At 73.9% G+C, this 22,887-nt stretch carries 20 protein-coding genes and 1 riboswitch; of the genes, 13 read left to right on the top strand and 7 right to left on the bottom strand.

The annotated features are described in order from the left end of the window. The first annotated feature begins 138 nt into the window (after positions 1 to 138). Together ABTZ03_RS10365 and ABTZ03_RS10360 are read left to right on the top strand one after the other, a co-directional pair. Positions 139 to 1,113, top strand: coding sequence for a phosphotransferase family protein (locus tag ABTZ03_RS10365; RefSeq protein WP_350512466.1), 975 nt, complete (start codon positions 139 to 141; stop codon positions 1,111 to 1,113). Between the two features lie 19 nt (positions 1,114 to 1,132). After that, complete coding sequence (locus tag ABTZ03_RS10360; RefSeq protein ID WP_350512465.1) at positions 1,133 to 1,456, top strand: hypothetical protein; 324 nt, start codon at positions 1,133 to 1,135, stop codon at positions 1,454 to 1,456. A 48-nt stretch (positions 1,457 to 1,504) separates the two neighbouring features. On the opposite strand, the gene ABTZ03_RS10355 is transcribed toward ABTZ03_RS10360, so the two are convergent. Further along, the gene (locus ABTZ03_RS10355) at positions 1,505 to 2,617 is read right to left on the bottom strand and encodes an FAD-dependent oxidoreductase (protein WP_350512464.1); all 1,113 of its coding nucleotides are present in this window, start codon (positions 2,615 to 2,617) and stop codon (positions 1,505 to 1,507) included. Positions 2,618 to 2,678: 61 nt separating this feature from the next. Between ABTZ03_RS10355 and ABTZ03_RS10350 the strand changes: the two genes are divergently transcribed. Then, entirely contained in the window at positions 2,679 to 3,116 is a 438-nt protein-coding gene (locus ABTZ03_RS10350; protein ID WP_350512463.1) for a MarR family winged helix-turn-helix transcriptional regulator, read from the top strand. Between the two features lie 43 nt (positions 3,117 to 3,159). Here the strand turns inward: ABTZ03_RS10350 and ABTZ03_RS10345 are convergent, their stop codons facing one another. Then, a complete protein-coding gene (locus tag ABTZ03_RS10345; protein WP_350512462.1) occupies positions 3,160 to 4,437 on the bottom strand; it encodes an MFS transporter in 1,278 nt (425 codons plus the stop codon). Between the two features lie 188 nt (positions 4,438 to 4,625). Between ABTZ03_RS10345 and ABTZ03_RS10340 the strand changes: the two genes are divergently transcribed. Then, positions 4,626 to 4,838 (top strand): hypothetical protein, encoded by a 213-nt coding sequence (locus tag ABTZ03_RS10340; RefSeq protein WP_350512461.1) that lies wholly within the window; start codon positions 4,626 to 4,628, stop codon positions 4,836 to 4,838. 310 nt (positions 4,839 to 5,148) lie between these two features. Continuing rightward, positions 5,149 to 6,276: a PheS-related mystery ligase SrmL gene (gene srmL / locus ABTZ03_RS10335; protein WP_350512460.1), complete on the top strand. Its 1,128-nt coding sequence runs from the start codon at positions 5,149 to 5,151 to the stop codon at positions 6,274 to 6,276. 60 nt (positions 6,277 to 6,336) lie between these two features. On the opposite strand, the gene ABTZ03_RS10330 is transcribed toward srmL, so the two are convergent. After that, on the bottom strand, positions 6,337 to 6,858 hold the full coding sequence (locus tag ABTZ03_RS10330; RefSeq protein ID WP_502894426.1) for a DUF2199 domain-containing protein: 522 nt from the start codon (positions 6,856 to 6,858) through the stop codon (positions 6,337 to 6,339). Between the two features lie 116 nt (positions 6,859 to 6,974). Between ABTZ03_RS10330 and ABTZ03_RS10325 the strand changes: the two genes are divergently transcribed. After that, the gene (locus tag ABTZ03_RS10325) at positions 6,975 to 7,313 is read left to right on the top strand and encodes a cyclic-phosphate processing receiver domain-containing protein (protein WP_350512459.1); all 339 of its coding nucleotides are present in this window, start codon (positions 6,975 to 6,977) and stop codon (positions 7,311 to 7,313) included. 108 nt (positions 7,314 to 7,421) lie between these two features. Here the strand turns inward: ABTZ03_RS10325 and ABTZ03_RS10320 are convergent, their stop codons facing one another. Beyond that, positions 7,422 to 9,542 (bottom strand): FG-GAP-like repeat-containing protein, encoded by a 2,121-nt coding sequence (locus tag ABTZ03_RS10320; RefSeq protein WP_350512458.1) that lies wholly within the window; start codon positions 9,540 to 9,542, stop codon positions 7,422 to 7,424. A gap of 270 nt (positions 9,543 to 9,812) precedes the next feature. Then, positions 9,813 to 12,647 carry an AAA family ATPase gene (locus tag ABTZ03_RS10315; RefSeq protein ID WP_350512457.1) on the bottom strand — a complete coding sequence of 945 codons (2,835 nt, stop codon included), beginning with the start codon at positions 12,645 to 12,647 and terminating at the stop codon, positions 9,813 to 9,815. Between the two features lie 604 nt (positions 12,648 to 13,251). On the opposite strand from ABTZ03_RS10315, the gene ABTZ03_RS10310 reads away from it, so the two are divergent. After that, complete coding sequence (locus ABTZ03_RS10310; protein ID WP_502894428.1) at positions 13,252 to 14,214, top strand: GlxA family transcriptional regulator; 963 nt, start codon at positions 13,252 to 13,254, stop codon at positions 14,212 to 14,214. A 16-nt stretch (positions 14,215 to 14,230) separates the two neighbouring features. Here ABTZ03_RS10310 and ABTZ03_RS10305 read toward each other — a convergent pair whose 3' ends face one another. After that, a complete protein-coding gene (locus ABTZ03_RS10305) occupies positions 14,231 to 16,057 on the bottom strand; it encodes a DUF8189 domain-containing protein (RefSeq protein ID WP_350512455.1) in 1,827 nt (608 codons plus the stop codon). Between the two features lie 703 nt (positions 16,058 to 16,760). After that, positions 16,761 to 16,933, top strand: a riboswitch (M-box (ykoK) riboswitch). 221 nt (positions 16,934 to 17,154) lie between these two features. Here ABTZ03_RS10305 and ABTZ03_RS10300 point away from each other — a divergent pair. Then, on the top strand, positions 17,155 to 17,565 hold the full coding sequence (locus tag ABTZ03_RS10300) for a hypothetical protein (RefSeq protein WP_350512454.1): 411 nt from the start codon (positions 17,155 to 17,157) through the stop codon (positions 17,563 to 17,565). A 47-nt stretch (positions 17,566 to 17,612) separates the two neighbouring features. On the opposite strand, the gene ABTZ03_RS10295 is transcribed toward ABTZ03_RS10300, so the two are convergent. Further along, entirely contained in the window at positions 17,613 to 18,611 is a 999-nt protein-coding gene (locus tag ABTZ03_RS10295) for a nucleotidyl transferase AbiEii/AbiGii toxin family protein (RefSeq protein ID WP_350512453.1), read from the bottom strand. A gap of 153 nt (positions 18,612 to 18,764) precedes the next feature. Between ABTZ03_RS10295 and ABTZ03_RS10290 the strand changes: the two genes are divergently transcribed. The 5 genes from ABTZ03_RS10290 to ABTZ03_RS10270 are packed head-to-tail and all read left to right on the top strand — an operon-like array spanning position 18,765 to position 22,866. After that, complete coding sequence (locus tag ABTZ03_RS10290; RefSeq protein WP_350512452.1) at positions 18,765 to 19,208, top strand: WXG100 family type VII secretion target; 444 nt, start codon at positions 18,765 to 18,767, stop codon at positions 19,206 to 19,208. Then, positions 19,208 to 20,989, top strand: coding sequence for an alpha/beta hydrolase (locus tag ABTZ03_RS10285; protein ID WP_350512451.1), 1,782 nt, complete (start codon positions 19,208 to 19,210; stop codon positions 20,987 to 20,989). The genes ABTZ03_RS10290 and ABTZ03_RS10285 overlap by 1 nt, the downstream gene beginning before the upstream one ends. Continuing rightward, on the top strand, positions 20,986 to 21,645 hold the full coding sequence (locus ABTZ03_RS10280; protein ID WP_350512450.1) for a hypothetical protein: 660 nt from the start codon (positions 20,986 to 20,988) through the stop codon (positions 21,643 to 21,645). Before ABTZ03_RS10285 ends, ABTZ03_RS10280 begins: the two co-directional genes overlap by 4 nt. 8 nt (positions 21,646 to 21,653) lie before the next feature. Continuing rightward, positions 21,654 to 22,136 carry a hypothetical protein gene (locus tag ABTZ03_RS10275; protein WP_350512449.1) on the top strand — a complete coding sequence of 161 codons (483 nt, stop codon included), beginning with the start codon at positions 21,654 to 21,656 and terminating at the stop codon, positions 22,134 to 22,136. Positions 22,137 to 22,170: 34 nt separating this feature from the next. After that, on the top strand, positions 22,171 to 22,866 hold the full coding sequence (locus ABTZ03_RS10270; RefSeq protein ID WP_350512448.1) for a hypothetical protein: 696 nt from the start codon (positions 22,171 to 22,173) through the stop codon (positions 22,864 to 22,866). Positions 22,867 to 22,887 lie beyond the last annotated feature (21 nt).

Genomic DNA, 22,887 nt, shown 5'->3' with positions numbered 1-22,887 from the left:
CGCGAAGATCACCGGCATGCATCACGCCACGGAGTTGATCACTTACCCAACACTTTCTGAGGCAGCACGCGTCCCGGCGGTGCCGCACCGCCGGGACGCGGTACCACCGGGACGCGGTCCGGACGACGAGGTGGCACGGTGACCGATCACGACGAGGCGGCGGCTGTCCGGCCGTTGACGCTGGCCTGGGTGCACCGGCACCTGGCGGCCGGCGAGCGGATCGTCGGCGCCGAGGCGCTGCACGGCGGCGCCACCGCCGACATGCGGAAACTGACCGTCGGCACGCGGGACGGCGGCACCCGGCTGCTGGTGCTGCGCTCCTTCGTCGACCCGACCCGCCAGGGGCCGGCCGACGAGCTCCTGCACCGGGAGGGCGACGCCCTGACCACGCTCACCGGCGGCGGCGGCGTACCGGCTCCCGGCCTCGTGGCCGTCGATCCGACCGCCGCGCACTGCGAGTACCCCTCGCTGCTCATGATCCACCTGCCGGGCCGGCCGGTCCTCGACGACGAGGGGCTGGAGACGCGCCTGCACCAGCTGGCCCGTCAGCTGGTGGCGGTCCACGCGGTACGGCCCGCCGTCCGGCCCCGGGAGTACGTGGCGCTGTCGACCGCCGACACCGCCGTGACCCCCGAGGGCGCGGACCCTGCGGTCTGGACCGCCGCGATCGACGTGATCCGCAGGCCCGCACCGCACTACCAAGGACGCTTCCTGCACCGGGACTTCCAGCCCGGCAACGTGCTGTTCGACCTGCCGCCCGAGGATCCGGCCGGGGCCGCCGGGGCCCGGATCACCGGCGTCGTCGACTGGGCGGCGGCCTCCTGGGGCCCGACCGACCTCGACGTGGCGCACTGCTCCACCAACCTCGCGCTGCTGCACGGCCCGGCCTGGGGGCTGCGCTTCACCCGGGCGTACCAGGAGGCCGGCGGGATGCTGGCCGCAGCCGCGGACGAGCGGCGGTACTGGCGGCTGCGGGCACCGCTGGCGTTCTCGGAGGAGGTGCAGTGGGTGGCGCAGCCGTGGCGGCAGGCAGGCCGGACCGAGTTGACGACCCGGGCGGTGGAGGAGCGGCTGGACGCCTATGTCACCGCCCTGATGGACGCGCCGGGCTGAGCCGGGAGAGGATGCTCCGATGGCGAACTGGACCCGGATCTGGACGATGACCCACACCAACTTCCGTGCGACCGACCGGGTCGAGCGGTGGACCGCGCGCGCGACCTGGGCGGTGCTGACCGCGACGGCCTGGCTGGCGGTGATGTTCACGACCGTCTTCGGGGCCGAGGTCGCCGGGGTTCCCATGGGCACCGTGACGTGGCTGGCGATCGTCCTGTCGCTGGCGGTGCCCGCCGTGTCGTGGGCCGCCGTCACCTCCGGGCCGAACGGGCGCGCCGGGACGCCGGCGTTGACCCTGCTCCTCCTGGTGGCGGCCGCCGTGCTCGTCGTCGCCTTCGTCTGATTCGTCTGATCAGAAGCGCGGGGCCGGGGGCACGCGGGGGGGCGGGTGTCACCCGCGCGAGTTCCGGACGGCCGCGGCGACCGCGGCGAAGCCGTGGTCGAGCATCTGTGCCTCGTAGGAGCGGACCGCCTCCAACAGGGGTGCCCCCGTGAGGAGTCGGGAGGCGAGCAGCCCCGCGTCGTGGAGCGCGACGCCCGCACTGATCCCGGCCGGCGGCATCGGGTGCGCCGCGTCGCCGACCAGGGTGACCGGGACGGGTGCCGACGGCCCCGGTGCGGGGCGTTCGGAGACCTGGATGCCCGCGGGCACCAGGTGCCCGGGCTCGCTCAGGTCGACCAGCGCGCCCAGTGCGGGGTGCCAGTCGGCGAGGGCGGCCGTCGCCAGCTCCAGCAGGTCGGCGGCGCCGAGTTCGAAGAGGTCGGGGCCGAAGGCGGCGGCCGGGGCGGTCAGGGCCCACATGAGGTAGTCGTCCGCCGGCGGCAGCCCGAAGTCGGCCGGGTTGCGGCGGAAGCGCTGCGCGGCGAGGGCGAGGCCGCGGCCGTCGGGGCCGATCACGCTCAGGAATCCTTCGAGGGCCGGCGGCGGTACCAGGCGGCGGGCGCGGGCGGTCAGCGGCGTACGGCCGTAGATCAGCCGGGCGTCCTGGTCGGTGACCGGGAAGTCGGGCAGCAGTTGGCGGCGGACCCCGGAGTTGGCGCCGTCGGTGGCGACCAGCAGGTCGCCCTCGGCGGTGGAGCCGTCGGTGAGGTGAACGCGCACCGTCCCGTCGTCCAGCAGCCGGTAGCGGGAGAAGCCGGCGCCGAAGCTGGTCGCGTCCGCGAGGTCCCGCAGCATGATCCGGCGCAGGGTGAGCCGGTCGACGGTGATGCCGGCGGTGCCCGGGGGGAGCTCGATCCGGGTGAACTCCCGCAGGTCGGGGCCGGTGGTGCTGACGCCGCCGCCGGGTCGGCAGGAGGTGGCGAGGGCCTGCTCGTAGTCCCGGGCGGGCAGCCACCGGCGCAGGGCCGCGTCGCCGTCGCCGCTGATGTGGATCCGGTACCCCTGGGCCCGGGCGTCGACGGCCGCGTCCCGTTCGAAGAGCCGGACGTCGTGGCCGTGTCGGCGCAGGGCGTGGGCGAGGCAGGGGCCGGCCAGGCCGGCGCCGATGATCAGGACGCGCACATCAGCCTCCTGAGCTGAGATCGTCTCATCTGAGACTGTCTCAGACGCTAGCATGTCGGTCATGGAGACTCAACGGGTCGACCCGGCCGCCCTCGGACTGCTCATCTACCGCGCCCACCAACTCGCCCGCGCCAGGGCCAACGAGGCGGCCCGGCCGACCGGCATCGAGCTGCAGCACGCCGGCATCCTGACCGCCGTCCGCGACGGCCGGGCCCGCAGCCAGCGCGAACTGGGCGCCGCCCTCGGCATCGACAAGTCCACCCTGGTGCGGATCGTCGACGACCTGGAGCGGCGCGGCCTGCTGCGCCGACAGCGGGCCGCACAGGACCGTCGGGCATACGAGATCCTGATCACCGAGGCGGGCGAACGGCACCTGGCGGAGGCGAGCGAGCTGTTCCGCGGCGCCATGGGGGAACTGCTGGAGGCCGCCCTCGACGCCGACCAGCAGCACCAACTCCAGGAGCTGCTGGCCCGGTTCGTCGCCCAGGCCCCGGCCTGAGCGGGGCGCACCCGTACCGGACGGCCGGTACGGGTGCGCCCGCTCAGGCGTCGAGTTGCCGGGACCGTCCGGCCCACCGGACCACGAACGGCATCGCCAGGCCCGCCGCGACGAAGACGCCGCCCATGACCAGCCAGCCGGGGGCGCCCCAGCCCAGGCAGAGCAGGCCGAGCAGGACCGGGGCGACGGTGTAGCAGAGGCCCATGCCGATGCCGAACACCCCGGAGTACTGCCCCTGCGCGTGCGCGGGGGCCAGCCGGAAGCGCAACTCCATCGACCCGGCCGCGTGCCACAGCGACCCCACGGTGTGGACGGCGACGCCGGCCGTCATGACCGCCGCGGCGACCGGACCCGGCAGGCCCGAGGCCGTCGCGATGACCGCCATGCCGACCAGGAACGCCACCCCGGCCCGCCGGGTGGCCCGGCCGGCGACCCGGCCGCCCTTGATCCCGCGACTGGTGCGGATCTGCAGCAGGACCACCAGCACGGTGTTGACGGCGAGCGCGACGCCGGTGAACCAGCGCGGTGCATGGGTGTGCAGGACCACCCACAGCGGCAGGGCGTAGGTCACCACCTCGCCCTGGATCCACAGGATGCCGTCCAGCACGACGAACGCCAGGTACGGCCCGTCCCGGAGCGCCGACCAGCGGTCCGACCCGGTCGGGGCGGGCAGCGGCTCCAGCCCGGGCACCCGGAGCACGACGCCCGCGCAGCCGAGGAAGGTCAGGGCGTTGGCGACGATGAGCGCGCGGTAGGCGGAGCCGGAGTCGAGCTGGATCACCGCACCGGCGGCCAGCGCGCCGAAGGTGCTCGCCAGGAACGCGGTCGAGCGCAGGTAGGAGCGGAACCTCGGCACGTCGTCACCGCCGAACCGGCGGATCATCGGGCCGCGCGCCGCGCCCCCCGAGGCGCCGGCCAGGTCGGTCACCGCCATGGCCGCCGTGAACGCCGTGAACGAGTGGGCGAACAGCAGCGACAGCATCGACACCGCCTGGATCAGCAGGGTGACCAGGAAGACGCCGCGCGGGCCACGGCGGTCCGCGAGGTGCCCGACGGGCGGCCCCGCGAGCAGGCCGACCGCTCCCGCGACCCCGAGGCCGAGGCCGACCTGCCCGATCGGCAGGCCGATCACCCGCAGGGCGTACAGCGGCGCCGTGGCCAGGAAGGCGGCGGTGCCGAGCTGGTTGACGAAGCCGCCGAGGGCCAGGCCGCGCTGGGGGCCGGACTCCGGGAGCAGCCCCCGTCGTACCGGCCAGGACCGACGGTCCGGGGCGGTGGCCTCCCGAAGGCCGTCGGGAGGCAGCGTGCCGGTCCGACTCACGTGGGGCTCCTGGGCGTTGGTCGTGGCTGGGCGGGGACGCGCCCCCGGTCCTCGGACCAGGGCTTCGAGATCATCCCAGGACCGGCCGCATCCCAGATTTCTGGGATGGAACGACGCCAACCCCTCGGGACAGAATCGGCGCATACCGAAGCACCCCGCACGAACCAACCCGAAGGGATGTGCCTTTGATGACCCGTCTCTCCCGTTCCCTCGCCGTACTCGCGGTGTCGGCGACCGCTGTGATCGGTGGCATCGCCACCGCCCCCACCGCGTCCGCCGCCAACAGGTGCGACGTGGAGTACACCGTGGCGTACTACACCTACAAGCAGCTCGGCTACCCCGACCTGGAGGCCCTGATGCACGCGGAGAAGAGCTACGGCCTCTGCCAGGTCAACGGCTGACCCGGCTGCCTCCGGAGCCCTCCGGGGCCGACGGCCGGCCGCGGTGCGACACCGCGGCCGGCCGTTCTGCCGAGCGGTGCGGAAAAGGGGAGGCGCGGCGCCGGGGCCGGGGCTATGCTCCCGGCGTGGCCGTCGTAGCGATCTCTCGCCGATTTACCGGCCCCCTGGCCCCCGAAGGGCGCCGCAGGGGTCGGACTTCGCCACGTCTCCGGAGCTGAGTCGGCCGACCCCACACGCGGTCGGGCCCAGGGGCTGGGGGGTGTCGCAACCCCTTCACCACCCCGTCACCGCTCTGGGCCAGGAGGCCGACATGACCGCCCCTCTCTCCGCCGATCAGCTCGCCCGCGACCTGTCCGTCCGGGACCTCACGGACCCCGCCGCCGGACCGCACGCCCTCCAACTCGTCCTCGGCCGGGCCGTCCAGGCTCTGGCGGACCGCTGGGGCTGCGAGGTCCGCTGGTGGCGCGGAGAGCGCACCGTCAGCGTCGAGGACAACTACGACAACCTCGGCTACCGCCCGGACGACGTCACCCGCGACGCCCGGTACACCCGCTACGTCGACGAGCGGCGCATGCTGCGCAGCCACTCCAGCGCGCTCGTCCCGGGGGCGCTGCGGGCGCTGGCCGCGGACGCCGGTGCGGCCGACGACGTGCTGCTGGTCTGCCCCGGGCTGGTCTACCGCCGGGACAGCATCGACCGGCTGCACACCGGGACCCCGCACCAGGTGGACCTGTGGCGCCTCACCCGCCGCCCGGCCCGCACGACCGCCGCCGACCTGGACGGGATGGTCACGACCCTGGTCGAGGGGCTGCTCCCCGGGGCGACGCACCGTCACGAGGACCGCGTCCACCCGTACACCCTCGACGGCCGGCAGGTGGACGTGGACCGCGACGGCGAGTGGATCGAGGTCGCGGAGTGCGGCCTGGCGCACCCTCGGGTGCTCGAACGGGCCGGGCTGGACGCCTCGTGGAGCGGCCTCGCGCTCGGCATGGGACTGGACCGGGTGCTGATGCTGCTCAAGGGCATCCCGGACATCCGGATCCTGCGCTCGGCCGAACCCTCCATCGCCGCCCAGCTGACCGACCTGGCGCCCTACCGGGCGGTCTCCGCGATGCCCGCCGTCCGCCGGGACCTGTCCGTCGCCGTCGACCGCGACGACCTGGCCGAGGACCTCGGCGACCGGGTCCGCGACGCCCTCGGCGCCGACGCCGAGTGCGTGGAGTCCGTCGAGATCCTCGGCCGGACGCCCTGCGCCGAACTCCCGCCGCAGGCCCTGGCCCGGCTCGGGGCCCGCCCGGACCAGAACAACCTCCTCCTCCGGGTGACCCTGCGGCACCTGGACCGCACCCTCACCGACCACGACGCCAACGTGCTGCGCGACCGCGTCTACGCCGCCGTCCACCGGGGCAGCGCCCACCAGTGGGCGACGGCCGGCTGACCCGAACCGCGACCGGCGCCCTCGCGATGGGGGCGCCGGCCGCTCGGCAGGCCGACCTGGTCAGGAGCCGTCGGTGCCGGCGTGGAGCACGGCCTCGGCGATCTCGCGCACCCGGTCCCGGGTGATGCCGGTCCGCTGCTCGACGGCGAGCGGGTGGTCGGTGGGTTCGAGCTCGATGAGCGGGCGCTGGCCGACCGGCCGCGTGTGGAGGTTGGTCTTCAGGTTGATGGTGCTCGGCGAGTAGAGGGGGAGGTCGGTGGTCAGCCAGCCGAAGTACGGCGGCTCGGATTCGCGTCCCGGGGTGTCCCAGAGGTCGGCGGCGCGGGCGAAGTTCTCGCGGCTCAGGGAGACCCAGACGCCCCAGGAGAACACCTCGCCGCTGCCGATGACCGGTATGTCGATCAGCCCCTTGACGAAGTAGTGCTCCGCCCCGATGACGCACTGGTCCGAGGTGAGCAGGCAGTCGGGGGCGTCGGCGAACGCCGGGTCCCAGGCGGCGGGGGCCGTCGTCGAGTAGTTCATCGGCAGTTCGGTGTGGTGCTCGCCGCAGCACGAGCAGGTGAATCCGGTGTCGCTGGTCATGGGCAGGAGCCTAATGACCAGGTCCGACACCTTGAACGACCAGGTCAGGCGGCCGAACGCCGGGTGTTCCACCGGCTCCGGGGTTTTCCCGTTGACGCCGCTGAAATGATGATCGGATGTACGAGTCCGCCTCCACTCCACAGCCCGTCATCCTCGGCATCGACGACCTCCGGCCGCTCCCCAGGGCCACCCGGATCGCCCGGACCAGCCGTGAGGGCATCCGGCTCCTGGAGGAGCACCGCGACCGCTACATCGACGAACTCTGGCTCGACCACGACCTCGGCGGCGAGGACGACATCCTGCCCGTGGTGACCCTGCTGGAGGAGGCCGCCTTCAGCGGACGGCCCTTCCGGATCGGTACGGTCTTCGTCCACAGCGCCAACCCGATCGGCGCCGCCAGGGTCGTCCAGGCGCTCACGCGCTGGGACTACGAGGTTCGGCGGGCGACGGCCTGATGCGGTGACCGCACCCGGTTCGGCGCGCCCGCAGCCGCGCCCGCAGCCGCGTCGAGGAGGGGGCGTCCGCCGGGGCGGCGGACCCCTCCTCGACGCGTGCCGTCGGGCCTACCAGCCGCTGGTGAGGCGCAGCGGGCGGGAGAACGACGCGTTCCCGGTGTTCGCCCATTCGTTCAGCACGCCGGTGGCGTCGTTGCGGGCGATCAGGTGGGCGCGGCCGGTGCCGTAGAAGGTGCCGGCGGTGGTCTGGGAGAAGGCTCCCCAGCCGCCGGTGAGCAGGGTCTTCTCCCCGAAGCCGCCGTCCCCGTTGCCCGGCCACAGGTACAGGTTCCCCGTGGAGTCCTCACGGGCGACCAGGTCGGCGTGACCGGTACCGCGGAAGTCACCGGCCGTGGTCTGGGAGAAGGCCCCCCAGCCGCCGGTGAGCAGGGTCTTCTCCCCGAAGCCGCCGTCTCCGTTGCCCGGCCACAGGTACAGGTTCCCCGTGGAGTCCTCACGGGCCACCAGGTCCGCGTGACCGGTACCGCGGAAGTCACCGGCCGTGGTCTGGGAGAAGCCTCCCCAGCCGCCGGTGAGCAGGGTCTTCTCCCCGAAGCCGCCGTCCCCGTTGCCCGGCCACAGGTACAGGTTCCCGGTCGAGTCCTCACGGGCGACCAGGTCGGCGCGGCTGGTGCCGTGGAAGTTTCCGGCGGTGGTCTGGGAGAAGGCCCCCCAGCCGCTGGTGAGGTCGATGGGGTCGCCGAAGCTGCCGTCGCCGTAGCCGGGCCATTCGACGAGGTGGCCGGTGGCGTCGTTGCGGGCGATCAGGTCGCTGACGCCGTTGCCGTGGAAGGCGCCGGCCGTGGTCTGCGAGTAGTTCAGGGTCAGCCCGGCCGGGGCGGGCCCGGTGGCGATGGAGTCCGCGATCGCCTGGGCGGCGTTGCCGTTGTAGTGGAGGTGGTCGTCGCCGTGGTTGTAGTAGCCGGCGAACAGCGAGTTCGGGTCGAGCGGGTCGCGCAGGGTCCGGTCGAAGTCGTAGTAGCCGTCGATGTCCGTCGTGCCGCGGATGTAGGCGTTCAGGCACTGGCGCGTCTGTTCGCCGGACGCGGTCCAGCCGCCGTAGCCCTGGTAGGGCGGGATGGTGGCGACCGTCAGCTTGAGTCCGGCCGCGTGGGCGCGCGAGGCCAGTTGCCGGATGCCCGCTTCGAGGGCGGTGTCCGAGGCGTTGTTCATGACGATGTCGTTGATGCCCTCGTAGAGGATGACGCGCTTCGCCCCGGACTGGGACAGGACGTCCCGGTCGAAGCGGCTGAGCGCGCTCTGGCCGAAGCCCGCGAGGGGGACGGTGGCGTCGGTGAGGAGTTGGTTGCCGGAGATGCCCTTGTTGACGATGCCCATCGGCGTCGGGCCGAGGCGCAGGACCCGGCCCAGGTCGTCGGTCCAGCGGCTGTTGGTGTCATAGCTGGTGTGTCCGCCGTCGACCTGGGAGTCGCCGAGGGCTACCACCGTTCCGCCGCTGCCCGCCGCGGTGACGTCGAGCCCGCTGAGGTAGGCCCACTGGCTGATGGCGTTCGGGAGGTTCGTGCCCGCCCGGTCGAGGGTGTGGTCGGCGCCGTCGCCGGCCGCGGAGGTGTAGGAGGTGGTGAGGGTGTAGGAGTGGAACGGTGCCGTCGTCACCCCGTTCGGGAGCCAGATGCTGACCAGGAGGTTCTGGTCCCCGCCGACCGGGAAGTTCGCGGCGTCGCTGTAGACCTCGCCACCGGCGGGGATGACGGTCTGCTGGGCGCCGCCGAAGGTGAGGCCGACCGGGGCCGCGGTGGCGGAGGAGCCCGAGCTCTGCGCCGCGACGGTGACGTGGCCGATCGTCACCGGGTCCGGGCTGAAGGTGTTCACCAGGTGGATCCGCGTGCTGCTGCCGCCGATGCTCGTGTGGACGACCATCCGGAGCGTCTGCCGGCCGGTCACCCCCGAGCCGGCGGAGGTCTCGCCCGACCCCATGGCGGTACCCCAGCTGCCGGTCCACCCGGACGCCGACGGCGCCGCCGCGTTCGGTGCGTTCGGTGCGAGCGGTTCGTCGGGTGCGAGCGGTGTGCGCGGTGCCGGGGCCGTGCCGCAGCCGGCCGCCGTCGCCTGCACGGTGAGGGTCGCCGGCGCCAGGAGCCCGGCGGTGAACACCGTCGCGGCCAGCGCGGCCCTGCGGGCGCCTCGACGGCGGCCGGGCTGCTCGGCGAGGGTGGCGTTCTGTTGCATGACTGTCTCTGTTTCCTAGGGAGTTGAGGGGGGCCACGGGTCGCCGCGGCCGGTTCCGGGGCTGTCCCGACCACCGCCAGGGGAAGCACCACCTTCGCTGCCGCCGGAGGCCGCCTGCCATCGTGGGCGACCACGATTTCGGCCCTGCGTGCTGCCCGCCGATCGGCGGGGGCGGCGGCGGCTCGGACGGCTCGTGGTGGCTGGGGCCGTGGCCCTCGCCATACGGCCCCGCGCACGGTGCCAGGGCCGACCACCGATCACCGACCGCCGCTATCGCACCTCCTCCAGGGCGTACGCCAGGTCCGCGCGGCGCCGGATGCCGAGCTTGCGGTAGCAGTGCGTGAGATGGGTCTCCACCGTGCGCACGGCGATGTGCAGCAGCGTGGCGATCTCCCCGTTGCCGTGCCCGGTCGCGGCCATCTGCGCGACCCGCAGTTCGCCGGCGGTGAGCGCACCGACCCCGGTGTGGTCGGTCCGCTGCGGCCTGGCGCCGCACTCCCGCAGGCTTGCGGCCACCGTCGCGCGGGGTGTCGCGGCCCCCAGTCGCTCGGCCGCCTGCGCGGCTTCCCGCAGCACCCCGCGGGCGCGCCGGTGGCGACCGGCGCCGTTCAGCGCCTTCCCCAGCGAGACGAGCGCGGGGACCAACTCCGGCACCGGCTGCGCCGAGCCGCGCAGCACCTCCACCGCCTGCTCGGCGAGTTCCAGACCGCGCAGGCCGCCGAGGCACACCGCCAGGGCCCGCATCGCCCTGCCGACGGCCCGGGGGGTTCCCCACACCTGGGCGAGCCGCAGCTCCTGGGCCGCGAGCGGCACGGCCAGTTCGGGGGCCCCCAGCGCCACGTGGCAGTCGGCGGCGGCGGACCGCCACGGCGTCACCACCGGGCTCTCCACCTCGCGGGCGGACTGCCGCTGCCCGCACTCCAGGAGGCTGCCGAGGGCCCCGCGCGGATCGCCCGAGGCCGCGAGCAGCAGTCCATGCGCGTAGAGGAATTCGTTCCACTCCCAGGACGCGTACGGTCCGCCGGCGCCGATCGCGTCGGCGAGGCGCCGGGCCTCGGCCAACCGCCCGGTCTCGGTCAGCGCGATCAGGGCCTGGGCACGCAGGTGGAGGGTCCCCAGCCGCGGCCGGGGGCCGTCCGGCGCGGGCACCCGCAGCAGCGCGGTGTCCGCGAGCAGGGCGCCGTACCGGCCGCGCGGCACCTGACCGCGCGCCCGGACGTCCAGCAGGCGCTGGTGGCCGGGGTGCAGCGGCTGCGGCCGTCCGGCGGCGAGCCCCCGGGCCACCAGACGGTCGGCCTCCTGCCACTGGTCCGCGCGCTGGGCCAGGTCGGCGGCGGAGGCCAGGAGGTACGGTTCGAGCAGCGGATCCACTGGGACGGCCGTCCACGACCGGACCCGTTCCATGACCTGGTCCGCCGACAACAGCCCGGCCGCCGCCGCGTGTTCGGTGAGCAGGGCGTGCGCCGTCGGGACGAGGCCCTCCGGCGACCGCTGCTCCGCGTGCCTGAGCTCCGCCACCACCCGCAGCCAGCTGTCGCCGTCGTGCGCGGCGAACAGCGCCGTCGCCGCCTGCAGCGCGTGCCCGAGCTCCGTCGAGTCCGCGCGGCCGTCCGACACGTCCCGCAGCACGTCCAGGGCGGCGTGCACCTCACCACGGGCGGTCAGCGCCGAGCCGAGGGCGGTGGCGGCCCGCGCCTTCCCGCCGGGGCTCCGCTCCAGGCGCAGCGCCTGCGCCAGGTACCGGACGCCGCAGGCCCGTTCGGCCCGTTCCTCCAGTCGGCCGAGTTCGCCGAGTACGGTGCTGCGGCGGTCGGCGGGCAGGGGTTCCTCCAGCGCCCGCCGCAGGCAGGCCGCGGCCTGCTCCGACCGCCCGGCGCGGACCGCCCGGCCGGCCGAGGCGATCAGGGAGTCGGCGGCCCAGGTCGCGCCCACGGCGGGGATCGTCAGCAACTGCCGCACCACCGCGTCCTCCGCGTCGCCGCGGTGGTGCAGGAGTTCCGCGGCGCGGCGGCGCAGCGCCACCCGCTGCCGTCGGCCGCAGGAGGCGCGGACCGCGTCGCGCAGCAGGGGGTGGGCGAAGGTCCACCGGCCGTCCGTCTGTCCGCACCGGAGCAGGCCCTGGCGGGCCAGGTCGGCGGTCCAGCCGGGGAGGCGGTCGGGGTCCGCGCCGGTCAGCTCCGCCAGGAGTGCCAGGGCGTCCTCCTCGTCCTCCAGTTCGGCCAGGGTCCGGGCCGCGTCGGCCGTCCGCGCACCGGCGCTGCGCAGCCAGCGGGCCACCGCGCCGGTGTAGCCGCCCGGGTACAGCTCCGCGCTGGTCGACGGCAGTTCGGTGGGACTGGCCCCGGCGGCGGTCTCCCGCAGGTCGGCCAGCAGTGCGCCCAGCAGCAGCGGATTGCCGCCGCTCGCCCGGAAGCAGTCCTGGGCCAGGGAGTGCGGTGCGCCGTCCCCCAGGGCCGCGCGGACCAGGGCGGCGCAGGCTGGCGGAGTGAGCGGCCGCAGCGTGCACACCTCGGCGGTGGGCTGCCCGGGGGCGTCGGCGAAGCCGGGGGACGGCGGGGACAGGTCGTACTGCCACCGCTCGGTGACCACCAGCAGGACGGGAAGACGATCCAGCCGGCGTGCCACCTGGGCGAGCCAGCGGCGCGAGGGCGGGTCCGCGAGGTGGACGTCGTCGACGGCCAGCAGGACCGGTCCCGCCGCGGCGTTCGACCGCAGGGACCGCCACAGGCGGGACGGCAGGTCGATGCCGTGCAGCGAGCCGTCCCACCGGTCGACGCCGATGACGGGCGCGAGCGGGGTGGGCTGCCCTTGGAGTGCGGTGTCGAAGAGCTGCAACAGCACGCCGAAGGGAACGTTCGACTCCTGGTCGGAGCTCCGGGCGTGGAGCACGACCGTCCCGTGCGACCGCTGCTCACGGACCACGGCGTCGAGGAGCGCGGTGCGGCCGGAGCCGGTCCCGCCCCGGATCACCGCCGTGCCTCCGGAACCCGCGCCGGCCCGGGCGAACAGGCCCCGGAGGCGGGCCAGGGAGTCCTCGCGCTCCCGCAGGCAGTCGGGGCGCTCGGGGCGGACGAGGGCGAGGGCGTGGACGGTGGCGGTGGGCAAGTCGGTCCTCCTGGGATGTCGGGGTGTGGTGGGTGGTGGCCCTCGACCGGCCGACCGGCCGACCGGCCGGTGCGCCCGGTTCGCCGCCGTCGCCCCGGGGAGCCGGCGCTGCGTGGGAGTGGTCGACCTGCGTGAGGTACCCGACGTGGTCGGCGTGCCGCACCGCTTCGTGGCACTCGACGCCGGGTGCCCGAGGTGTCACGGGCCGGCGGTCCAGGACGCGGCCGGAGTGAGCCTGTCAGCTGCGGATAAGCGCTTGATCAACAACGGGTAAGCGCAGGTGGGAGCCGGTCGACGGCGGGTGGCGTTCCGTCAGGTGCCTCGAAGGCGGCGCTGGAATCGGGTGTCCACCGGCGGCGCTGGACGTCGGGTCTCCGCCGGCGGCGCCGAACGTGGAGTTCCTCGCCGGCGGCGGTCCGGGACACGGGTCGGCTCCTTGCTGTCCGGGCGGGGATCACGCGGCCCGGCCGGGCCACCGCACCACCGTCGCGCCCGCCCGGCGCGGTGACAAACGGAGTCCCGCCGGGATGTCCCGAATCCTGCGATCCCCGGCCGTCGTTCCCGCTCGGTTAGGGTGTCCGCCGTGACGACGACTGCCCGCCGCATGGTGATCATCGGATACGACGAGGCGGAGCTGCTCGACATCGCCTGCGTGACCGACACCCTGGAAGCCGCCAACCGGCTCGCCGGCGCGCCGCTGTACGAGGTGAGCGTGGTCTCGCTGCGCGGCCTGCCGGTGCGCGTGTCGGGCGGTCTCGCCATGGTGAGCCAGGGCGCCCTCGAACGCGTCCGGGGCCCGCTGGACACCGTGCTGGTGTCCGGCGGCCACGGCCACACCAGGGCCGCCGAGGATCCCGAACTCATAGCCCAGGTACGGCGGTTGGCGGCCCGCAGCCGCCGGGTGGCCTCGGTGTGCACGGGCGCCACCGTGCTCGCCGCGGCGGGCCTGCTGGACGGACGCCGGGTGACCACCCACTGGGCCTACGCCGACGAGCTGGCCCACCGGCATCCGGCGGTCACCGTGGACGCCCGTCCGCTCTACGTCCTCGACGGCGACGTCTGCACCTCCGCCGGGGTGACCAGCGCCCTCGACCTCACCCTCGCCCTCGTCGAGGCCGACCAGGGCCCCGACCTGGCCCGGGCGGTGGCCCGCTGGCTGGTCACCTACATGCAACGCCCGGGCGACCAGGCGCAGTTGTCCGTCTACGTCAAGGACCCGCCGCCCGAGCACCGGATCCTGCGGCAGATCGTCCTGCACATCATCGGCAACCTCGACGCCGACCTCGGCGTCGAGGCCCTGGCCGCCCGCGCCGGGGTCAGCGAACGCCACCTGTCCCGGCTCTTCCTCGCCCAACTCGGCGACTCCCCGGCCCGGTTCGTCCGCACCGCCCGCAGCGAGGCCGCGGCCCGGCTGCTGGAGTCCACCGCCCTCCCGTTGACCGCCGTGGCCCGCCGCTGCGGCTTCGGCTCCACCGAGACCATGCGCCAGGCGTTCCGGGCCGGCTACGGCACCACGCCCTCCGCCCACCGGGCGGCCCTGCGCGAGGCCCGGCGCAGCCGCGACTGACCGGGCCGGGCGCAGGTCAGAGCGGCAGGCCCTGCCAGTCGCCGAAGGCGGTGGCCGTGCTGCCGGCCCGGTAGTAGACGCGGCCGTCGGTGCCGATGGCGAACACGTGCAGGACGCGGTTGCCGTCGGCGATCGCGGTCGGGAAGTCGAGGACGGTGCCGCCGAGGTCCTGCCAGGCGCCGTAGCCGGCGTTGGGGGCGGTCTGGGCGGTGGTGCTGACGCCGCTGCCACCGTTGCGTTCGAACAGCACGACCTGGCCGCCGAGGTTGGCGGCGGCCGGTTCGCCGACGCCTCCGTGTCCGCCGAGGTTGACCGGGGACTGGTTCCACGGGCCGCCGGGCTGGCTCTGGTAGCTGACCGTCATCGCGCCGGTGCCGGCCTCGCGGTAGACGAGTTCGATCCGGCCGTCCTGGTCGAGCACGGCCTTGGGCGGGCTCGCGGGCGCGGCCGCCGGGACCGGGCCGGGGCCGGCGATGGAGCCGTTCGGGGCGGTCTGCCACCAGTTGATGATCCCGGTGCGGGTGCTGGCGAACACCTCGATCCTGCCGACGCCGCTGCGGATCGCGGTGACCGGGTCCTGGATGTCGGTGCCGCCGAGGTCCGTCCAGGAGTCCGTCCAGACGCCGCCCGGGGTGGTCTGCCGGATGGTGCTGAGGCCGCCGCCGCCGTTCTTGACGAACAGCTCCAGGTGTCCGTCCTGGGAGGCGGCCACGACCGGTACGCCGACCTGGTCGGCGTTGCCGAGCGCGGTGTTGGGGTTGCCGTGGTCGGCCCAGGAGTTCCACCACCAGCCGTTGGGCGCGCCCTGCGGCAGGGAGATGATGTGGTGGTCGGTCAGGCGGCGGGCGAAGACCTCCAGCCGGCCGTCGGCGTTGGTGCCGACGGCTATGCCCGGGGCCAGCCGCCCGCCCGGGTCGGCCATCCGCACCGGGCCGCCCCAACTGCCGTCCGAGTTGCGCCAGTACGTGTACAGGGCGCCGGCCCGGACGACGAACACCTGCGGCCGGCCGTCCTGGTTCAGCCCGGCCCAGCAGGTGCCGCGGGACCAGCGGTAGTACATCCGGGAGAACCAGTCGGTGGAGTAGCTCCCCGAGTGGTCGTGGCTGGCGTACTCGGCGACGAACACGCCCTTGGTGGCGACCGTCGCCGGGTCGAGGTTCTTCGGGGAGTCGCCGACGTTGTAGTCCCGGTAGTTCACCTGGATCAGGTTGCCGCCGTACTGGAGGGCGGCCCGGCCGGCGAAGGTCGCGGCGGCGATGTGGTCCGAGTGGTCGCCCGCGTAGCGGCTGTCCGGGAGTTCGTCCTGGGCCCGGAGCACGGTCGGCTGGTAGGTCACCATCAGCTGCCGCAGCACCTCGACCACGTCCGAGGCCGTGTAGGTGGACGGCCCGGACAGCTTGCTCCCGGTCGGGACGACCGTGGTGTCGGTGGCGCCGGCCAGCACGTTGCCGAGTTCGCCGTCGTGCAGGTTGAGGAAGATCAGGTGCACCGGGTGGTCCTTGAGCATGTACCGCTCGACCTGCTTGCCCGCGACCGTCCAGGCCTCGACCGTCCAGTGCCCGATCTCGTCGGTGGTCGGGTCGTTGTCGCCGACCCCGGTCATCCGGGAGTAGGCGTTGACGGCGCCCATCTGCCGGTTCCAGGTGCGCAGCGGATCACCGGCCGGGTCCCCGCAGCCCGAGCACGGGTCGCCGGTGATGTTCCCGGCGGTGACGAACACCGTGACGGACGGTGTGCCGACCGCGAGGGCGTTGGACAGGTCCGGGTTCATGAACAGGATGTCGTCGTCCTCGTGCGCGACGACCTGCATGAACAGCGGCTTGGTGCCGGTCGCCCCGGACATGCCCGAAGCGGGGACCGGGGCCGAAGCCGGGGCCGGGGCCGCGGCGGCGCGGGTCGTGGTCCCCCGGACCAGGACGGGCGCCGCGAGGGCGGTGAATGCGACGGAGGCGAGAAGTTGCCGTCGTCCGATTGCCATGTGATTCCCCCCAATTCGAGAACGGCGCGTGATCACGCCAGGGAGGAGGTTATCGCATGGGCGACCGGTAAAACGCCCAGGACGTATTCCGCGAATCCGACGACCGGACGGCGAAAGGGAGCCTTCGTGGTCTGCGTACCCGGCCGTGCGGCGGTTCCGTTCGAGGTCGGCGAGGCTGCCGTAAGGCGGACCACTAGTGGTGGCGACTGCGCCCACTACGTCATCGAACTCGGCCGTGGAATTCCGCCGGGCGGCACCGGAGAAGGGCGGAGAAGGGCGGGGAATGGCTGGAAATCAATCACCGGCGAGGAAATCCATCACCCCGCCGGTATCCGTTTTCCGAACTTCCCGCATATTTCGTCCGCGCCCGATCCGATCGCGGTGCACGTTCCCGCCGCGGCGCGGGGCACCGCCGTAGTGGTTCGAACGCACGGCCGCCGCGCCCGAACCACTACGGGGCCGGGATGGGGCCGGGATGCGGACGAGGAGGGTCCGCCGTCGGCCCGATGTAAACCGCTCTTCGCCCCCCGTTCACCCCCGATTGGGGGTATGATCCACAGAGTTACAAGAGGCACCTCGTTCGGTGAGGCGTCTTCACGGACACAGGCCACTGACCCGACGACGTCGAGAGACGCCCAGGTTCAGGACAGATCTTCCCGACTTAAGGGTTGATCCCAAGTGGCTTCCCCGCAGGGGGATTACGCCGTGGAGTGCCAAAGCTCTGACGAGTTGGGGTGTACCGGCATCGCCGTCGTGGCGAGCCCGGTCCGCTCCTTGCCGTGTCGATCGGCGCGACCACGCGCCCGGCCGGGAGGAGGCGAGAGAGATGGACTCCAGTAGTAGTCCGGGCCACAGTCGGCCCTGCCCTCAGCTTTCCGTCCTCGCCCCCGGTGCGCGCTGACGCCTGTCGGCCTGCTCGCGCGCACCCTCCCCCCGGCCCCCGGGCCGTCGGAGGTTCGATCATGACCCGCCTCGCCTTCCCGACGTTCACCCACGCCCGCACCCCCCACCAGGGCCGCACCCCCGTGCGCGGCGCCCGCCTGCTGCGCGGCTTCCTGCGGTCGACGCCGCACCTGCCGCCGCTCACGCTGCCCGCCGACGCGCCGATCGTCCGCGGCCTGCTGAAGCTGACCCTGGAGGACGGCACGCCGCGCCTCTACCTGCTCGACCACCGCGACTTCTCCGCGACCACCTCCCCCGACGTGGCCTACGACTCGCGCGTGCAGACCGCCTACCTGCTCGCCCTCCAGGGCCACGGCCCGGACCGGGTGGCCGAGCACCTGGGCCTCCCGGCGGCCGTCACCGAGGTGATCGCCCAGCACGCCGCCCGCTGCGGCGCGTCCGGGCCGGGCAACACCGCGCCGATCGCCTGACCGCGACGGTGCCCTGGCACGGATGCCCTGGCGCCGGTGCGGGTGGCCTACCGCTCCCGCACCGGTGCCAGGGCCCGGCTCAGGCGTGCCAACCACTCCTCGGCCGTACCCCGGACCCATGGGTGGTCCGCGCGGAAGTCCTCCCAGTCCACGGACCGTTCCGCGGCCCACCGGGCCACCGCGTCCAGGCGCAGGGCGTCGGCGGCCGCCGTACGGCCCGGCTCACGGCGGAACACCGTGCGCAGCAGCCGCGGTGACAGTCCCCCGACTTCCGCGCCGGCTCCGGCCTCGGCGAGGAGCACGGCGTCGTACAGGTCCTTGGCCCGGGCCCGGCCCTGTGTGGCGCAGTCGGCGTGCAGCCACAACAGCTTCCAGGCGAGCGACAGTTCACGGCTCGCGGTGCGCACGACGGTCCGCCCGGCGCCGTCCCCGCGGGGTATCGCCGTCCACACCGGGGGCTCGGGGAGCCGCTCGTCGAGGGCGAAGTCCAGCCGCACCTCACCGGGCGGGAGGCCGTCCGCCGACCAGGGGACGGCGACCCGTACGCCCGGGGTGTCGTGCTCCGTGTACGTCCAGGTGGCATCGTGCCGGGCGGCGCCCGCGTCGAGCACCAGCCCCGGCGCCACCGTCGGCCGCTCGCGCACCAGGTCGAGCAGGGCCCGGTGCGGCGGGTGGTCCTCCGGCTCGGCCTCGACGATCCAGTGCAGCCCTTCGGGCGGTAGGACGGTCCGCAGTCCTGCCGTGTCGAACTCCTCGGACGTCCAGATCTCGTACCGCCCGGCACCGTCGGCCGCCTCCGGCCACTGCTGCACGGTCGCCACGTCGTCCACGTACCAGTACGGGTGCGCGGGATCGACCGGGACCAGCAGGGGCCGGGGGACGATCCAGTCGAGGTCCGCCGGCTCCCGGGCGTCGGCCCCCACCCAGGCCGGCATCACCATGCTCCCGCGCAGCACCAGGACGTCGCCCAACGGGGAGTCGGCGACGAGGCCGAGCAGGTGGTCGAGCACGGCCCGGTGGGCACCGCGCCGCCGATCGTCCGTCACCGCCACCACCCCCCGCCCGTGCCCTGGTTCACCGGTGGCCCACCGTACCGACCACCACTGACACCGGAGCCGGGCGAACAGGTGAGCGATCGCGCTACCGGGATCTGCTAGCTTTTCGGCCTCGGTGCCCTGTCCTGAGCGTGTGACCTGCTGTTGTACGTCTCCTGCCCGTGGCGCCGCTGTCGTGATCGACCACAGGGGGAAGTCATCAACGCATACGCGGGCGCCGACGGCCCGGGCATATACGGCCCACCGTCCTCCACCGTTCCGGCTCCGTCCTTCGGGGTCAACCCGGCCGACCTGGACGCGGCGGCCACCGTCGCCCACACCGCCGGTCAGGCCATCCCGGAGGAGCTGAAGCACGTCTACCAGCCCTCCGACAACGCGGTCGCCGGGCTCCTCGGCTGGCAGACCGCGGGCTCCCTGCACAGCTGCACGGACGCCTGGGAGGAGTGCCTGCGCAAGCTGGGCGGCGAAGTCGACGGCATCAGCACCAAGTTCTCGCAGACCGCGACCAACTACCGCAACGTCGACAAGAACGGGGCGAACGGCATCGGCGGGGTCGGCGGCGGCCGGTACTCGCTGGAGGGGAACTGATGGTCAGTCTCCCCGAGTTGCGCGATGCCCAGATCGACCCCCTGGACGCCGCGGCCACCGCCTACGACACCCTCGCCAACAACTTCAAGAAGCACGCCGACGACCTGAACACCCAGGTCCTCAAGCACGTCTTCGACGGCAGGTGGGTCGGCAACGCCGCCGGTGCGGCCAACACGGCCATGCAGACGACCAGCACCCGCCTCGACGCGGCCCACACCGAGCTGTCCTGCGTGTCGGGTCTGCTGCGCGAGGCCTCGGAGAGCTTCCGGCTGGCGCAGTCCAAGCTGCAGGAGGCGCTGGCCGACGCGAAGACCGACGGCTTCACGGTGGCCGACGACGGGACGGTCACCTGGCCACCCCCGAGTGCGGCCGAACGCCACGACCCGGAATACGACACGCCGCAGCGGGGCAAGGCCATCGCCGACCGGATATCCCACGCGGTCGGCGAGGCGGCCAACGCCGACCAGAAGATCTCCAAGGCGCTCGACGGCCTGACCCAGCGCGCCAAGACCGGCGCCGGCCTCAGCCTCGACAACGCCGCCGCCGACCAGAAGAGCGTCACCCAGCTGGGCACGGACCTGCTCAACGCCGGGTTCCCGCCCGAGGGCGCCGGGGCCACCGAGGTCAACTCCTGGTGGAAGGGCCTCACCCCGGACGAGCAGCAGCGCCTCATCCAGGCCCACCCGGACCTGCTGGGCAACCGCGACGGCATCCCCGCGGCCGCCCGCAACCAGGCCAACCTGCTCAACCTGGACCACCTCACCAAGGAGTACGAGAACAAGCCCGACCCCTCGGACGCCGACAAGCAGAAGCTGGAAGGCTTCCGCGCCATCCGGACCAAGCTCGACCAGGCGAAGACCAAGGAGCCGCCGCCGGTCTTCCTGCTCGCCGTCAGCGACGAGGGCCAGGGCCGGGGCTGCCTCTCCTGGGGCAACCCGGACACCGCGAAGAACGTCAGCGCGTACGTGCCCGGGCTCGGCACCAAGCTCTCCGACGTCGGGGGCAAGGACGCCGACCGCGCCCGCAACGTGTGGCAGGCCGCGCACAACGCCGACCCCACCGCCGAGACCGCCTCGATGGTCTGGCTCGGCTACGACCCCCCGCCGGGCCCGCTGGACGGGGACCCCCGGACCCTTGAGGTGATGTCCGGCGACCGCGCCCAGAAGGGCGGCGCGAACTACGACAAGTTCATGGGCGGCCTGCGGGCCACCCACGAAGGCGCTCCGGCGCACCTCGTCGCCCTCGGCCACAGCTACGGCTCGACCACGGTGGGCATGGCGGCGACCCAGGGCGGCGGCACCGGGGCCGACGACATCATCCTGGTCGGCAGCCCCGGCACCGGGGCGGACCGGGCCTCGCAGCTGCACATCGACCCGAAGCACGTCTGGGTCGGCGACGCTCAGAACGACCCGGTCAGCCACCTGCCGGCGAAGGAGCGGGTCGCCGCCGACGGCACGGGGGCGGCCATCGGCGCCAAACTCGCCGGACCGCTGGGAGCCTGGACCGGTGGCAAGGTCGCCAACGAGCTCTACGACGACTTCGGCGACACCAACGACCTGTGGTTCGGCAAGGACCCGGCCGCCAAGGACTTCGGCGCCAACCGGTTCGCCGTCGCGGACGGGGCACCGCTGTCGTTCGACTCCCACTCGAACTACATGGAGGATCCGAACATGGACACCTCGAAGGACCCCGCCAAGCGGGACGAGCTGGAGTCGATCAACAACATCGGCCAGATCGTGGCGGGCAAGTACGACAACGTGACGAAGCAGGACGGACGATGAGCGGCGCGCCGCGGGGCACCCGCGGGCCGGGCGGGTCGGGCGGGCTGGGTGTCGCGCTCGCCGCCCTGGCGCTCGCCCTGACCGCCTGCTCGGCGGGCACGGGCGCGTCGGGAGCGGGGACGTCGGGGGTGGGGATGTCGGGCGCGGGCGCGTCGGGCACCCCGGCCGCCGAGCAGCTCGTACCTCCCGAGCAGGCCCTCCAGCGGATGGACGCGCTGCTCGACGAGTCGCTGGCCCAGGTCCGGCCCGCCCTGCGCTCCTGGGACGACAACCCCGACGCGGTCGAGCAGTTCTCCAAGGGCCTGGACGAGCACTCCCTCGGCTACGCGGACGCCAACCGCCGGCGCCACATCATGACCAGGATCGCGCCGGCCAAGTACGGCACCCTGCTGGACATGGTCGAGAGCGGCTGGAAGGCCAAGGGGTACACCGTCACCCGGACCGCCTCCACCCCGCCCGGCAGCGTCGCGAGCGCCCCGGACGGCGCGGGCGTCGGGATCACCGTCCACTCCTCCGGACTCATCGAGATCACGGCGCACGTCTCCCCCGTCCCGGTGATCCACGGCGCCTTCGGAACCCCCACCCCCGTTCCGACCCTGCCCAACGGCAACCCCGACGACATCCCCGCGTACGACGACCCGTTCTGGTCGAACTGAAGGCAGCCATGACCCCTGAACAGGCCGTCCAGCAGCTCAACGCGCTGCTCGACGACTCCATGTCCGGCATCCGCCCGCCCCTGCGGTACTGGGACGGCTGGCCCCGCTCCACCGAACAGAGCGCCACCGGCCTCTACGAGCAGTCGCTCGGCTACGCCACCGCCACCCGGGACCGCTACGTCATGACCAAGGTGGCACGGGCCAAGTACGGCGCCCTGCTGGGCGTGGTCGAACACAGCTGGCTGGCCAAGGGCTACACGATCACCGCGGTCAACCCCAACCAGCCCGCCATCTTCGCCACCACCCCGGCCGGCGCCGCGATCGCGATCACCTTCGGCGCCCCCGGCAACATCACCTTCACCGCGTCGGTGGGCCCCATCCCGGTCATCCGCGACCGCGACCCCTTCGGCGTCCCCACGCCCGAACCGGTCATGGCCAACGGAAACCTCGACGTCCTCCCCCGGTACGAGGACCCGTTCTGGTCCGCCTGACCGGCCCCGGTGGGGACCCTCTAGGCTCACTCGTATGGATCTTGACGAGCAGGAAAACGACAGCGCGGTCCGGGTACCGGTGCCGCCGTTGGACGACCACGAGTCCGGGCGGCTCTTCCACCGGCTGCTGCTGCTCTTCCTGCGCGACCTGAAGGAGGCCGGGCAGCCGGTCGGCCGGCACCAGTACCTGCTCGGCGCCGTCATGGAACTGCACGGGCCCGCCCGGGCCGAGGGCCGGAACGCCGACCGGCGGCAGCCGCGCTGCGCCTGCTGCCGCACGCCCTACCCGTGCCGCACGGTGCTCGGCGTGGCGGTCGACGCCGGGCTGCCGATCCCGTGGGGCTCCCCCGCCGCCGTGGTCCCCGCCCTGGCCGACGTGGGGCTGGACACCCGGCCCGGCGGCGAGGTCACGGCGCAGCACGTGTACTGGTCGCCGGGCTGGGGCGCGCGGCGGGCCGCGGACGGGAGCTGGGAGATCGGCATCATGGTCGACCGGGGCGGGGTCGAGACCCTGTCCGTACCGGACGACGAGGCGATGGCCCACTACCTCGCCTCGGCCGCGCTGACCCTGGGCCGCCCGTACCCGTACGGCTGGGCCGAGGACCCGGCCGAGGCGGCGGCGGTGCGACCGGCCGCGCACCGGCAGGCGACGGAGTGGCGGGAGCGGGTACGACTGCCCTACCTGGAGCGCCACCGCCAGTACGGGGCACCCGGGCAGGTCACGGCCTGACGACGCCCGGAAGCCGCCCCG

Origin of the sequence: Kitasatospora sp. NPDC096077, assembly GCF_040303245.1 — a bacterium.
Taxonomy (GTDB): Bacteria; Actinomycetota; Actinomycetes; order Streptomycetales; family Streptomycetaceae; genus Kitasatospora.
This window is presented reverse-complemented; position numbering and strand designations above follow the sequence as displayed.